The 13019-nt window shown below is 66.8% G+C and carries 11 protein-coding genes; 6 read left to right on the top strand and 5 right to left on the bottom strand.

The genetic code is table 11. The annotated features are described in order from the left end of the window. Positions 1-60 precede the first annotated feature (60 nt). The 5 genes from ASF61_RS04150 (at position 61) to ASF61_RS04130 (ending at position 4710) form a co-directional block, all read left to right on the top strand. The gene (locus tag ASF61_RS04150; RefSeq protein ID WP_056151453.1) at positions 61-363 is read left to right on the top strand and encodes a lipopolysaccharide assembly LapA domain-containing protein; all 303 of its coding nucleotides are present in this window, start codon (positions 61-63) and stop codon (positions 361-363) included. 47 nt (positions 364-410) lie between these two features. Continuing rightward, positions 411-1586, top strand: a complete 1176-nt coding sequence (gene lapB / locus ASF61_RS04145; RefSeq protein WP_056151449.1) for a lipopolysaccharide assembly protein LapB — start codon at positions 411-413, stop codon at positions 1584-1586. Position 1587: 1 nt separating this feature from the next. Next, the gene (gene rfaE1, locus ASF61_RS04140; RefSeq protein ID WP_056151446.1) at positions 1588-2532 is read left to right on the top strand and encodes a D-glycero-beta-D-manno-heptose-7-phosphate kinase; all 945 of its coding nucleotides are present in this window, start codon (positions 1588-1590) and stop codon (positions 2530-2532) included. A 126-nt stretch (positions 2533-2658) separates the two neighbouring features. Continuing rightward, the gene (locus tag ASF61_RS04135) at positions 2659-2979 is read left to right on the top strand and encodes a DUF655 domain-containing protein (RefSeq protein WP_056151444.1); all 321 of its coding nucleotides are present in this window, start codon (positions 2659-2661) and stop codon (positions 2977-2979) included. Positions 2980-3060: 81 nt separating this feature from the next. Continuing rightward, positions 3061-4710, top strand: a complete 1650-nt coding sequence (locus ASF61_RS04130; RefSeq protein WP_056151441.1) for an MBL fold metallo-hydrolase — start codon at positions 3061-3063, stop codon at positions 4708-4710. A 146-nt stretch (positions 4711-4856) separates the two neighbouring features. Here the strand turns inward: ASF61_RS04130 and ASF61_RS04125 are convergent, their stop codons facing one another. Continuing rightward, positions 4857-6644, bottom strand: coding sequence for an FAD-dependent oxidoreductase (locus tag ASF61_RS04125; protein ID WP_082491193.1), 1788 nt, complete (start codon positions 6642-6644; stop codon positions 4857-4859). 207 nt (positions 6645-6851) lie between these two features. Between ASF61_RS04125 and cysM the strand changes: the two genes are divergently transcribed. Continuing rightward, a complete protein-coding gene (gene cysM / locus ASF61_RS04120; protein ID WP_056151438.1) occupies positions 6852-7754 on the top strand; it encodes a cysteine synthase CysM in 903 nt (300 codons plus the stop codon). A gap of 67 nt (positions 7755-7821) precedes the next feature. On the opposite strand, the gene ASF61_RS04115 is transcribed toward cysM, so the two are convergent. The 4 genes from ASF61_RS04115 to ASF61_RS04100 all read right to left on the bottom strand — a co-directional run bounded on the left by ASF61_RS04115 (position 7822) and on the right by ASF61_RS04100 (position 13019). Next, positions 7822-8166 carry a hypothetical protein gene (locus ASF61_RS04115; RefSeq protein WP_056151436.1) on the bottom strand — a complete coding sequence of 115 codons (345 nt, stop codon included), beginning with the start codon at positions 8164-8166 and terminating at the stop codon, positions 7822-7824. 430 nt (positions 8167-8596) lie between these two features. After that, positions 8597-9802, bottom strand: coding sequence for a lytic murein transglycosylase B (mltB, locus tag ASF61_RS04110; RefSeq protein ID WP_056151434.1), 1206 nt, complete (start codon positions 9800-9802; stop codon positions 8597-8599). After that, complete coding sequence (locus ASF61_RS23880) at positions 9793-12018, bottom strand: DUF3488 and transglutaminase-like domain-containing protein (protein WP_056151431.1); 2226 nt, start codon at positions 12016-12018, stop codon at positions 9793-9795. The genes mltB and ASF61_RS23880 overlap by 10 nt, the downstream gene beginning before the upstream one ends. Then, on the bottom strand, positions 12015-13019 hold the full coding sequence (locus ASF61_RS04100) for a DUF58 domain-containing protein (protein WP_056151430.1): 1005 nt from the start codon (positions 13017-13019) through the stop codon (positions 12015-12017). The genes ASF61_RS23880 and ASF61_RS04100 overlap by 4 nt, the downstream gene beginning before the upstream one ends.

The following is a 13019-nucleotide window of genomic DNA, read 5'->3' as shown; positions in this document are numbered from 1 at the left end:
TTTTTCGTGGTTCTAATGCCATACTGGCGCTCTTGGAAAATCCGATCAGGAATCAGGCTGATGAAATTTGTATCCACCCTCGTTGGAATCGTTCTGTTTGTCCTGTTTTTCGGCTTCGCCCTGAAAAATACGCAGGAAGTCGATCTGCACCTGTTCCTCCACTATGAGCTGCGCGGCCCGCTGGTGCTGATGCTGCTCGGGTGCTTCGTGGCCGGCGCCGTGCTCGGCGTGCTGGCGCTCACCCCCACGGTGTTCCGCTATCGCCGCGAAACCAATAAGCACAAGGTCGCCATCACCACGCTGCAATCGGCGGCGCAGCGGGCCGGTGCCCAGCCGCAGCCGGACAGCGTCCTCACTCCTTAATCTCATCACTGCGCTCACCCTCTCGAGCAGCTCGCAAAGAATAAAGCATGGAATTTGAACTCTGGATGTTACTGGGTATCCCGGTCTTCTTCGGCCTTGGCTGGCTGGCGGCGCGGGTCGATATCCGCCAATTGATGTCCGAATCGCGCACCCTGCCGCGCGGCTACTTCAAGGGCCTGAACCTGCTGCTCAACGACCAGCCGGACAAGGCCATCGACGCCTTCATCGAAATCGTGCGGCTTGACCCGGAATCGGCCGATATGCACTTCGCGCTCGGCAACCTGTTCCGCCGCCGCGGCGAGACCGAGCGCGCGATTCGCGTCCACCAGAACCTGCTGGCGCGCCCCGACCTGCCGCAGGAGCAGAAGGAGCATGCCGAATACGAACTCGGCATCGACTACCTGAAAGCGGGCCTGCTCGACCGCGCCGAGGAAACCTTCAACCGCCTGATCGACAGCGCCTACGGCGCCCAGGCGCGGCGCCAGCTGCTGGAAATCTTCCAGCGCGAAAAAGAGTGGCCGCGCGCGATCGAATCGGCAATCGGCCTGCAGGAATCGGGCGCCGGCTCGCGCCAGAAGGAGATCGCCCAGTTTTACTGCGAAATGGCGCAGGACGCGCTGGTGCACCTGCACGTGGACGAGGCGATGGCGCTGCTCGACAAGTCGCTGGCGGCCGACCGCAACAACGTGCGCGCGACCATGCTGACCGGCGACGCCCAGCTGGCCAAGGACGATGTCGAAGGCGCGCTGCTGACCTGGCGCCGCGTCGAGCAGATCAGCGTGCCGCACACGGCGCTGGTGGCCCAGCGCATCATGGACGGCTACCGCAAGGTGGGCCGGCCGCAGGAAGGCGTCAACCTGCTCAAGTCCTACCTCGAGCAGGCGTCGTCGATCGACCTGCTCGAAGTGGTGTACAAGGAAGTGATGGAGCTGCACGGCGTGGCCGAAGCCAAGGAACTGGTGGTCAACGAGCTGCGCCGCACGCCGACCCTGCTGGGCCTGGACCGCCTGCTCGAGGCACGGCTGATCGATGCGCCGGCGGCGGTGGTGTCGGAGCTGTCGATGGTGAAAAACCTGGTGCACGGCTACACGCAAAAGCTGGCGCGCTACCAGTGCAGCCATTGCGGCTTCAAGGCGCGCCAGTTCTACTGGCAGTGCCCCGGATGCAGCCGCTGGGAAACCTATCCGCCGCGCCGCACCGAAGAACTGAATGTGATGAACTGAGATGGCCAACGCTATGACGACTTATACCGCACCGGACCTGGCCCGCGTGCGCATCCTGATCGTGGGCGACGTGATGCTGGACCGCTACTGGTTCGGCGATGTCAACCGCATTTCGCCGGAAGCGCCGGTGCCGATCGTGCGCGTCAGCAGCCGCGAAGCGCGGCTCGGCGGCGCTGCCAACGTGGCGCGCAATGCCGCTGCCCTCGGCGCCCACGCGGGGCTGCTGGGCGTGGTCGGTGCCGACGAAGCCGGCAACGAGGTCGAGCAGATGCTGGCAAGTGGCGGCATCCACAGCTACCTGCAGCGCGACGAGGCGATCTCGACCATCGTCAAGCTGCGCGTGATCGGCCGCCAGCAGCAGATGGTGCGCATCGATTTCGAGGAAGCGCCCACCGACACCGTGCTGCGCGACAAGCTCGAACAGTTCAAGACCCTGCTGCCCGACTACGACGTGATCGTGCTGTCCGATTACGCCAAGGGCAGCCTGGTGGCCGTGGCCGACATGATCGCGGCTGCGCGCGCGGCCGGCAAGGTGGTCATGGTCGATCCGAAAGGCGACGATTTCTCGCGCTATGCAGGCGCCACCGTGCTCACCCCGAACAAGTCGGAAATGCGCCAGATCGTCGGCACCTGGTCCGGCGAGGAACAGCTGACCGCCAAGGCCCAGCAGCTGCGCGCCGCCCTGCGGCTCGACGCCCTGCTGCTGACCCGCTCGGAAGAGGGCATGACCTTGTACACCGACGGCCAGCAGTTCCACATGCCGGCTGCCGCGCGCGAGGTGTTCGACGTCTCGGGCGCGGGCGATACCGTGATCGCCACCATGGCCTGCATGCTCGGCGCCGGCGCCGGCTGGAACGAGGCGGTGCAGACGGCCAACCGTGCCGGCGGCATCGTGGTGGGCAAGCTCGGTACGGCGACCGTGACGCGCGCGGAATTGTTCGGCTGAGGTCGCTCAACATGGCCGTGACGGCTTGATCCTGCTCAGGCGGACGGGTCAACTCTGCGCAAGCGCCTGCGTTGAGGAGTGTGCAGGGAGCGATGGTCGTTCCCGCATCACTTCATGGAGAAAGTCATGTTGAAAAAACTCGTGCTTGCAGTGGCCGCCATCGTGGCAACGATGAATTTCGCGTTGGCCCAGGTTGACGTCAACAAGGCCGACGCGGCCGCGCTGGACAGCGTCAACGGCATCGGCCCGGCCAAGTCCAAGGCCATCCTCGAAGAGCGCAAGAAAGGCGAATTCAAGGACTGGAACGACTTCCAGCAGCGCGTAAAAGGCGTGGGCGAGAAAAATGCGCTGAAGCTGTCGGCTGCCGGACTGGTGGTCAACGGCAAGGGCAAGGACGGCGCGGCGTCAGCCGGTGCGCCGGCCAAGCCCAAAGCGGCCGCTAAATAACGCGCGACCTGCATGCCGTCATTCTCGCGCAGGCGGGAATGACGGCTTGACTGCCACCGCAGAGAATAAACGCTAGGCCCGATGAAAATCTCCCGCATCCTCCACGCCGGCTACGTCTTCGACGCCGGCGGCACGCAGATCCTGTTCGACCCGATCTTCGAAAATCCGTTCAGCCGCAACTGCCACGCGTTTCCGGACGTGCGCTTCGACCTCGCGCAGATCCGGCAACTGGCGCCCGACGCCATCTTCATCTCGCACTTCCACGACGACCACTGTTCGTTCGACAGCCTGGACCTGCTGCCGCGCGCCACGCCGGTGTACCTGTACTGCCTGTTCGACGAACTGTTCGTCATGCTGCGCGCGCTCGGTTTCACCAACGTGACGCCGCTCGTCATCGACGAGCCGGTGCAGGTGGGCGCTTTCGAGATCATTGCCCGCCGGGCGCTCGACGACCAGGTCGATTCGATGTTCCAGATCCGCGCCGAAGGCCTCAATGTACTCAACGTGGTGGACGCCTGGATGGACCCGCACACGCTGGACCAGCTGCGCGCTTTCGCGCCGTGGGACATGGTGCTGTGGCCCTTCCAGACCATGCGCGAAGTGGACGTGATCGCACCGTCGCGCGCGCAGCGGCCTGGTACTGCAGCGCCGGCGCAGCCGGGCGCACCATTTCCCGTGCCGCTGCCCGACGACTGGCCCGAACAGCTGCAGGCGCTTGCGCCGCGCTACGTGGTGCCCAGCTCGTGCCAGTTCGTGCAGGAGCCATGGTCGTGGTACAACCACGCCATGTTCCCGATCACCTACCGCCAGTTTGCGCAGGAAGTGGCGGCCTGGCTGCCTGCCGCCCAGGTGGTGCGCATCGATCCCTCGGTGGCGTTCGAGCTGAGCGCGCAAGCCTTGGCGCCCGCCGCGCCGCTGCCGTGGGTGCTGCCGGTGGGTGAACAGGACGTCGATTTCGCATACGATCCGGTGCTCACCCTCGCGCCGCCAGCGACGGCCGCGATCGCGCAGCGCTTTCTGGCGCTGACGGCCGACCAGGCGGCGCTGGTGCTGGACTTCTGCCAGCGCGGCCTGCCGGACAAGTACCACGACATGGAACTGCCCGACGACAGTTACTTCGCACAGCCGCGCTGGTGGCAGCTGACGGTCTACGATCACCTGGGAACGGGGCGGCGTTTCTGCTACCGCGTGCACGGCGACCGCATCGCGCTTGCACACGCTGAAACCGCGCAGATCGAAGCCGGGCCGTCCGGGGCCGCACAGGCGGAGCGTGACCGGAGCGAAGCCGACCGCCTCGAGGCCGACCGCATCGAAGCCAACCGCATCGAAGCCAACCGCATCAAAGCCGACCGCATCGAAGCCAACCGCATCGAAGCCAACCGCATCGTAGCCGACCGCATCAAAGCCGACCGCCTCGAAGCTGACCACCTCGAAGCTGACCACCTCGAGGCCGACCGGCTGCAGGCAGCGGCCATCGAAACCGGCAGCTTGCCACCAGGGCGCGCGCCGCAGCCATCCGGCTGGACCACCGAAATCCCCGCCGCCAAGCTGTACGCCGGCCTGGCGCTGGGCGAGTCGCTGACCTCGATGTATGTGCGCATCGCCGGCGCACCGGAGGACGCCGACATTGCCGACGACCCGCTGATCCGCTGCCTGTTCAATGACGCGTTCGGCGCATACCAGGCGGCGCAGCTGCGCCGGCTGACTGCCGGCGCGTCGTCGGACTCTTAGGCCAGCTTAACGCTGCTCACGGCCGCTGACGCTCGGCAAATATCGCTCAGCGTCGGCAGGGACTGCTCGGCGTCGGCAAGGACCGCTCGGCGTCGGCAGGGACTGCTCGGCGTCGGCAAGGATTGCTCGGCGGTACGCGGCCACACTCAGGCCCGCCGGTCCGCCGGCAGGTTCGCCAGGAACTGGTGGATCTGCGCCACCACGCCCGCGCCTTCGCCCACTGCGGCCGCCACGCGCTTGGTGGAGGCCGCGCGCACGTCGCCGATGGCGAATACGCCGGGCACGCTGGTTTCCAGCGCTGCGCGGGTGGGCAGGTCGGGCGGATAGACGCCGTGTTCGAAGTTGGCGCGGCATTGCGCCCGGGTGACATCGAAGCCGGTGCGGATGAAGCCATGCTGGTCCACGTCCACGCCGCAGTCGCCGAGCCAGCCGGTATTCGGTTCGGCGCCGATGAACAGGAACACGCGCCGTACATCGTAGTCCTGCTCGGTGTCGGTCCGGGCGTTGCGCACGCGCACTTGTGTCAGACCGTCGTCATCGCCTTCCAGCGCGACGATCTCGCTGTGCGTGTGCAGCGCGATATTGGGCGTGGCCTCGATGCGCTCGATCAGGTAGCGCGACATGGTGTCGGCCAGGCTGTCGCGGCGGATCAGCAGGTGGACCCTGGCCGCGTGGGCAGACAGGAACACGGCTGCCTGGCCGGCCGAATTGCCGCCGCCGACCAGCACGACTTCCTGCGCGCGGCACAGCCGGGCCTCGATCGGCGAAGCCCAGTAGTACACGCCGCGGCCTTCGAACTGCCTGAGGTTGGCCAGCGACGGCCGCCGGTAGCGCGCGCCGCACGACAGCACCACCGTGCGCGCGCGCAGGCGCTGGGCGCTGCCGCACAGTTCCACCTGCAGCGGCCAGGTGTCGCAGACCAGGCGGCCGGCGGCGGCGGGGATGGCGATCTCGACGCCGAACTTTTGCGCCTGCACGTAGGCGCGGCCGGCCAGGGCGCCGCCCGAGACGCCGGTGGGAAAGCCCAGGTAGTTTTCGATGCGGGCGCTGGCGCCGGCCTGGCCGCCGTAGGCGCGCGTTTCCAGCACCAGCACCGACAGGCCTTCGGACGCCGCATAGACGGCGGTCGCCAGGCCGGCCGGACCGGCGCCGACCACGATCACGTCCCACACCTTGTGTTCGTCGAGCGCGGGCAGCATGCCGAGGCAGCGCCCGATGTCCACCATGGCGGGATTTTTCTCGATGGCGCCGTCAGGGCAGACCACCAGCGGCAGGTCGTCGCCGCTGGCCTGGAGCCTGGCGATCAGGTCGGCGGCGCGCGCGTCATCGGCCGGATCGACCAGGCGGTACGGGTGGCCGTTGGCCGCCAGGAAGCTTTGCAGTGCATGCACGCGGCCCTGGCTGCGCGCCCCGATGATGGTGGGGCCGCCCGCATTCTGCTCGATCAGCCCCACGCGGCGCAGGATCAGCGCGCGCACGATGCGTTCGCCCAGGTCGGCATGGGCCACCAGCAGGGCGCGCAGCGATTCGGGCGGCACCACCAGCACGTCGGTGGCCCCGACCGCGTAGCCGTTGGCCAACGGCGGCCGGCCCGACAGCTGCGCGACCTCGCCGGCAAACTGGCCGGCGCGATAGGTGACGAACAGGCTGGGCTCGTCGAGCCCGTTGCTGCGGTACATGGCGATCGCGCCCGCCAGCACCAGCATCAGGCCGTAGCAGGTGGTGCCTGCCTCGATCACGGGCGCGCCGTCGCGGTAGCTGCAGGCATGGCCGAAGCTGCGCATCTGGTCGATGTCGGCGTCGGACAGCGTGGGATAGATCTGGTGGCCGCGCTTGTCGAGGTCGAGTGCGGAGGCGGCGCTGTCCATGGCGTCGTTGGCAGCCAGGGCATCGTGCGCTTCGGCGGCGATGGGGGCAGAAGGAAAGCTGGTCATGGTAGGCGGAAAGTGGATGCGGAGGCGGTGCCGGAATGGCGACTCGCTGGCAGTCTAGCGCATGGTGCGGCGCGCGTGTGCAGTGCGCGCGCTCGTGCGCGCACCTTGTCTGCTGGCGTTCGGCTGGCGGTGCGGGTGCTTGCAAACCACGCAAGTCCAACTGCGATTAGAATGGCTGTTCTGATGCACTCACCGACAAAGACCACAATGGCTTACAAGACTCTCGAAGATACGATCGGCAATACGCCGCTGGTGCAGCTGACCCGCCTGCCCGGGGCCGAGGCGGCTGCCCGCAACAACATCATTCTGGGCAAGCTGGAAGGCAACAACCCGGCCGGTTCGGTCAAGGACCGCGCAGCCATGTCGATGCTGCGGCGCGCCGAGGAGCGCGGCGACATCAAGCCTGGCGACACCCTGATCGAAGCGACCAGCGGCAACACCGGCATCGCGCTGGCAATGGCCGCCGCGCTGCGCGGCTACAAGATGCTGCTGCTGATGCCGGAAAACCTGAGCGTGGAACGGCGCCAGAGCATGGCTGCGTACGGCGCCCAGATCATGCTCACGCCCAAGACCGGCGGCATGGAATATGCGCGCGACATGGCCGAGCAGCTGCAGAAGGACGGCAAGGGCATCATCCTCGACCAGTTCGCCAACCAGGACAATGCGCGCGCCCATTACGACACCACCGGTCCGGAAATCTGGCGCGACACGGACGGCCGCGTCACCCATTTCGTCAGCGCCATGGGCACCACCGGCACCATCATGGGCGTGTCGCGCTACCTGAAGGAGCAGAACCCGGACGTGCAGATCATCGGCGCCGAGCCGGAGGAAGGATCGTCGATTCCCGGCATCCGCAAATGGCCGGAAGCGTACCTGCCGAAAATTTACGACCGCGCACGGGTGGACCAGGTGGAATCGGTTTCGCAGGCGGCAGCCGAACGCATGGCGCGCCGGATGGCGGCGGAAGAGGGGATATTCTGCGGGATTTCAGCGGCAGGCGCTTGCGAGATCGCGCTGCGGGTGTCACAAACGGTGGAGAACGCCACCATCGTGTTCATCGTGTGCGACCGTGGCGACCGCTACTTGTCGACCGGTGTCTTTCCGGCCTGAAGAAACAACATCACAGCAATCCCGCGCCCCCATGTCAGGGGCCGGGATGGTGGAGCAACCGGGCTGATCAGCCCTGGGTGCTGGAACCGCCGTCGACCGGTTCTTTCGGTTTGAACTGCTTGTCGCTGATGCGGAACTTGTTGCGGCGGTCGCCCATCAGGTAACGCAGGTCGCGAATGCTCAGGTCGCTCACTTCGTGCATGCGGATCAGCAGCGAAGCACCGACCGGCAGGCGATGGTGACGGATTTTGGAGATCACCGGCGGCGCCACTTCCAGGGCGCGCGACAGGGCAGCATCGTTTTTCAGACGCAGGTTCTCGATCAGGGTATCGAGCAGGCGGTTGGGATTGTATTGCAGCAGGTCATCGCCATCCGCATCGTTATTCATGTCTATGCCGACTTGGTTTGTCATGATTTCGTCTTTTCCTTCTGTAAAGTTGTCCTGCCGAGTACAACACTTGGAGCTCGCTATGTTGCGCAATGTCTTTCCCTATTCAGGAAAACTCACACATGGACGGAATTCCGGGATAACAAGTTTCATAATATATACACAATTATACAACATCGCGCAATATAATACTCAGCAGCAATTAAAAAAAGCTTTGCATGTGTGATGCTGTTGTCTTGATGCAACATTGTGTGAGAATTATACACCGCTTCGTGTGTTAAGCTCTCTTGCACACATCATAATGGCAACTAAAATTAATTGTAAGGCAATTTTGTTGCAATCCAGGATATTTTAAACCCTTGCGTTAGTTGACGCACGGAAGATTATTACTATCAGTAATCACCTTAATGTTCCAGGCAATCTGTCTCAAGAGCATTTACGCTTGCTTACATCGTTACGGACCGGTGTTGCCTGACGCAGCGGATGCAGCGGGCGTCACGGTGGCGCTGGCGCGTGCGCTCTTGATGGCCTGGCCCAGGTCCACCACCGACATCGCATAGAAATAGCTGCGGTTGTACTGCGTGATGGCAAAGAAATTCGCGTTGGCCGCCCAATACTCGGTGGCGTCGCCGCCGTTCTGCAGATCCACTAGGCCATACCTATTCTGTTCCGGTAGTGCAACGGTGGGGACGACGCCGGCTGCCGTCAAGTCCTGTGGCGTGTATTTTGCCGTCAAGCCCTGCTGCAGCAGCGGTTCCCAGGCGCGGTTCGGCGACACCTTGACCGGGTAGGCGATCGGCCCGGTGACATTGCGCTGCCAGCCATGGGCAGCCAGGAAGGACGCCACGCTGCCGACCACGTCGGCGCTGGAGCCGAGCAGATCGATCTTGCCGCTGCCGTCGAAATCGACTGCGTACTTCATCGCGCTGCTGGGCATGAATTGGGGCATGCCCATGGCGCCCGCGTACGAGCCGCGCATCGACAGCGGATCGAGGCCATCGGCGCGGGCAAACAGCAGGGCCGCTTCGAGCTCGCTCTTGAAATAGTCCATCCGCGCCGCGCGTGACGGACTCTCGGGATAGGCAAACGCCAGCGTGGCCAGCGTGTCGAGCACGCGGAAGCGGCCCGTGATGCGGCCGTACACGGTTTCCACGCCGACGATGGCGACGATGATCTCGGCCGGCACGCCGTACAGCGACTCGGCCCGCGCCAGCGCGTCGGCGTTCTCGTTCCAGAACCGCACGCCGGCGCTGATGCGCACCGGATCCACATTCAAGGCGCGGTAGGCTTGCCAGTTCTTCGGCTTGCCGGGCGGCGCCGGCTTGACCAGTTGCACCACCGAATCGAGGTAGCGCACTTGCGCCATCACGGCGTCGAGTTCCTTGCGGTCGAAATTATTGCGGCTGGCCACGCCGTCGAGAAATGTCTGGACTTCCTTCCATTCGCCGAAGTTGACGTATTCGCCGACGTAATCGGTGCCGGCCTTGGGCGCAGGGGCGGGCTTGGCCTCCTCCTTCTTCTTGGTTGCAGCTTTCTTTTGCGGCGGCGGCTTGTAGCCATAGCGGTCCACCGCCTGGCTCTGGCTTTGGGCGTGGGCGCCGGCGGCGCAGGTGAGCAGCAGCGAGGCAAGCAGCGGAGTGATCAGGTGTTTTATCGGCATAAGGCTAACAATGTTTTAAGCGTCGCCAGCGACGCGGTGCGTGATTCGGGGTCGGGCGCGGCGTATTTGAGTGTCCCGTACAGTAACAAAAATCGGTCGGCGGCGGCGTGCTGTTCCGCACTTGCCGGGCGCGTGCGCAATCGCGCCGCATAGGCGGCCGGGCCTTCGTGCGGCTGGCGGGCGTTGCCGTGACGAGCCTGGCGCCGGCAGAACGCCTGGTACAGCGCCTCGAGCGGATCGGCCGTGCGCCGCAGGCGCCGCCAGCGCCACCCGCACCACAGCGCCGGCAGGCCGGCGATCAGCAGTGCGGCAAGCGCCGTGCGCCAGCTTGCCAGCGCAGCGCGCAACTGCGCAAGAATACTGCGCTGCCGTTCAGGATTGTAATCGAGGATATATTGATTCCAGGCATTGTTTAACGCCGCGTAACGGAAGCGGATGGCAGCGAGCCAGGAGTCGGGATCGCTCTGCAGCGCGAACAGCGGACTGAAACCGGCCGGTGCCGGCAGCGCCCGCGCCAGGTTGCGGGTCACCCGTTCCGGCGCCACGGCCGCGGTCGGATCGACGCGTACCCAACCCCGCGCCGCCAGCCAGATTTCGGCCCAGGCATGGGCGTCGGACTGGCGCACGGTCAGGTAGCCATCGACCGGATTGCGCTCGCCGCCCTGGTAGCCGGTGACCACCCGCGCCGGCACGCCCATGGCGCGCATCAGTACCACGTAGGCGCCGGCGTAGTGCTCGCAGAAGCCGGCGCGGCTGGTGAATAAAAAATCGTCGACCAGGTTGCGCCCGCCCAGCGGCGGTTGCAGCGTATAGCGGAAGTCTTCGCGGCGGAATGTATCGAGCACCTGGCGCGACAGCGCCGCGCCATCGACCGTGCCGTCGCCTCGCTGCGCGGCCTGGCGCCACTGGTGCGCCAGCGCCAGCGTGCGCGGGTTGAAGCCGGCAGGCAGCGCCAGCCAGCGCGTCATGCCAGGCTGTGCGTGCTGCGGTGGTGCGTCGGTGCGGGATATGCCGGACCGGGGCGCGTCGGTCCGGGTCGCCCCGGTCGTTCGTGAGGCAGCAGCGCGGGGCATGTCAGCCGAGGGCACGAGGGCGCGGGGCGCGTCAGCCCGGGGCACGCCAGCCTGCGGCACGCCAGCCCGGGGCGCGTCAGCCCGGGGCGCGTCAGCCGGCAGCGCAGCCGCCTGCAACGTGTAGTCGGGATACGAGGTGACGTTATAGCGCGCGCGGCGCTCGACCGGGCTGATGGTGAAGTATTCGATCTCGTCCGAGTCGCGCACGCCGTAGCCGGGCATGTCCACCTGCGGGCCGCCCAGTTCCAGCACCGCCAGCCAGCGCTGGCCGGTCGGCTCCATCGTGATTTCCTGCTGCACGGGTGCGCCGCGCACGGTCACGGCGACGGGCTGGCGCTGCGCGGCAGGATGGCGCGGTACGCGGGTCCAGGTCGTGCCGTCGTAGTCGCCCAGCACGATGCTGCGCCAGTAGAGCTGCTGCTGCGGCGGTGGCGCCTGCGTGGCGGGGAAGCGCACGCGGAACGCCACCTCGTCGGACTGCGCCAGCGACGACAAGGTGCCTGGCGCCATGCTGTCGGACAGGCCGGTGCGGGCAGTGTCATCGCCGGGCGTGCCCCACAGCGGGCCCTGGATGCGCGGGAACACGACGAACACCAGCGCCGCCAGCGGCGCGGCCAGTGCACACAGCTGCGCCGAGGTGCGCAGGCGCCGGCCAAGCGGCGGCACCGCGCCCGTGTACTGGAACGTTTGCAGCGCGGTCAGCAGCACGAGCAGCGTGGCTGCCATCCACAGCGCGGTGGGCATGCTCTGCGAATAGAAAAAGCTCGTCAGCAGCACGAACAGGCTCAGAAACACCACCACGAACAGGTCGCGCCGTGCCCGCATCTCGAGCAGCTTGAAGGCCAGCAGCAGCGCCAGCATGGCTACGCCCGGGTCGCGTCCCAGCAGCGTGCCGAAGCTGGCGTGGATGCCGGCCATGCCGGCCAGTGCCAGCGGCAGCAGCAGCCACACCGACGGCAGGCGCCGGCCGCGCCAGGTGAGCACGGCGCGCCACAGCAGGATCGCGCCCACGGCTGCGCTGGTCCACGGCGGCAGCTGACCAAAGTGCGGCGCCAGCACCATCAGCGCGGCGACCAGCAGTAGCAGGGTGTCCGACTTTTCGCGCGGCAGCCGCTGCAGGCGCCCGAACAGGGACCCGTTCATGCCGGCGCCCGGTACAGCGCCAGCGCGCGCAGGCAGGCGGCGCGGTGGGCGGCGCCGGTGCCCGGGCCGTGGCTGTCGGCGCCGATACGCAGGCGGTAGGGCAGGGCGCGCAGCTCCGCTTGCAGCACCCACTGCGTCAGGCGCGACAGCCGCAGTTCGAGGTCGAGGTGGGCAGGCAGGTCGGCCAGGTCGAGCGCCAGTTCCGCGACCGCGCCGCCGTCGAACTGCTTGGTCACCAGGTGTCCGCCCAGCGCCGGATCGTGGCGCGCGATCTGGCGCCAGGCCAGGTGGCGCAGCGGATCGCCCTGCTGGTAGGCGCGGATGCCGGCGAAATTGTCGAGGCCCACGGCGCCGTGACCGTCCTCGCTGGCCGCGCCGCGCGACGGCAGCGGCAATGCCGGCATTTCCGGCGCCGGGTACACCAGCACGGCCATCGCGGGCGCGGGCGGCTTCCAGTAGGCCCAGGCGCGAAACAGCCCGAGCGGAAAGCTGGTGGCCAGGCGGATGCGCGGCGCGGGCAGCCAGCCGCGTACCGGCGCCGGCGCCGACAGCACCACGGCGCTGCCGGCGCCGGCCGCCACATCGACGGCATGGGCGGGCGCGGCGGCGTGCTCGAAGCCGACCTGGATCGCAAACCGGTCGCGCCGGGTGGGGTTGTGCAGCTGCAGCGCGAACTGCGCCTGTTCGCCCGCAAACACGGGCGCCGCCCGGCCGGGCGTCAGCTGCAGCTGCACCAGGTTGCGGTTGGTGAGGAACATGTCGGCCACGGCGCAGGCGCCGGTAAAGAATGTCAGCGCGAAGCCGAGGCCCAGGTTGTAATTAAGGGCGCCGATCAGCATGATCAGCAGCAGGACGGTAAACGCCAGTCCGGGGCGGGTGGGCAGGATGTACACGCGGCGCGCGGTGAGGGTGATGCCGTCGGCCGCGTGATCCTCGCGCTGGCGCAGCCACCGTTCACGGCGTTCGCGGTACCACGTCTGCCACCGGGCCCGGGCCGCCAT

It is taken from the genome of Duganella sp. Leaf126 (genome assembly GCF_001423125.1).
In the GTDB taxonomy this organism is placed as follows: Bacteria; Pseudomonadota; Gammaproteobacteria; order Burkholderiales; family Burkholderiaceae_D; genus Rugamonas.
This window is presented reverse-complemented; position numbering and strand designations above follow the sequence as displayed.

Excerpts from the sequence above, each read along its gene's own strand:
- ASF61_RS04150 (WP_056151453.1), top strand. The coding sequence starts at position 61 with ATGAAATTTGTATCCACCCTCGTTGGAATCGTTCTGTTTGTCCTGTTT.
- lapB (WP_056151449.1), top strand. The coding sequence starts at position 411 with ATGGAATTTGAACTCTGGATGTTACTGGGTATCCCGGTCTTCTTCGGC.
- rfaE1 (WP_056151446.1), top strand. The coding sequence starts at position 1,588 with ATGGCCAACGCTATGACGACTTATACCGCACCGGACCTGGCCCGCGTG.
- ASF61_RS04135 (WP_056151444.1), top strand. The coding sequence starts at position 2,659 with ATGTTGAAAAAACTCGTGCTTGCAGTGGCCGCCATCGTGGCAACGATG.
- ASF61_RS04130 (WP_056151441.1), top strand. The coding sequence starts at position 3,061 with ATGAAAATCTCCCGCATCCTCCACGCCGGCTACGTCTTCGACGCCGGC.
- ASF61_RS04125 (WP_082491193.1), bottom strand. The coding sequence starts at position 6,644 with ATGACCAGCTTTCCTTCTGCCCCCATCGCCGCCGAAGCGCACGATGCC.
- cysM (WP_056151438.1), top strand. The coding sequence starts at position 6,852 with ATGGCTTACAAGACTCTCGAAGATACGATCGGCAATACGCCGCTGGTG.
- ASF61_RS04115 (WP_056151436.1), bottom strand. The coding sequence starts at position 8,166 with ATGACAAACCAAGTCGGCATAGACATGAATAACGATGCGGATGGCGAT.
- mltB (WP_056151434.1), bottom strand. The coding sequence starts at position 9,802 with ATGCCGATAAAACACCTGATCACTCCGCTGCTTGCCTCGCTGCTGCTC.
- ASF61_RS23880 (WP_056151431.1), bottom strand. The coding sequence starts at position 12,018 with ATGAACGGGTCCCTGTTCGGGCGCCTGCAGCGGCTGCCGCGCGAAAAG.
- ASF61_RS04100 (WP_056151430.1), bottom strand. The coding sequence starts at position 13,019 with ATGGCGGCCCGGGCCCGGTGGCAGACGTGGTACCGCGAACGCCGTGAA.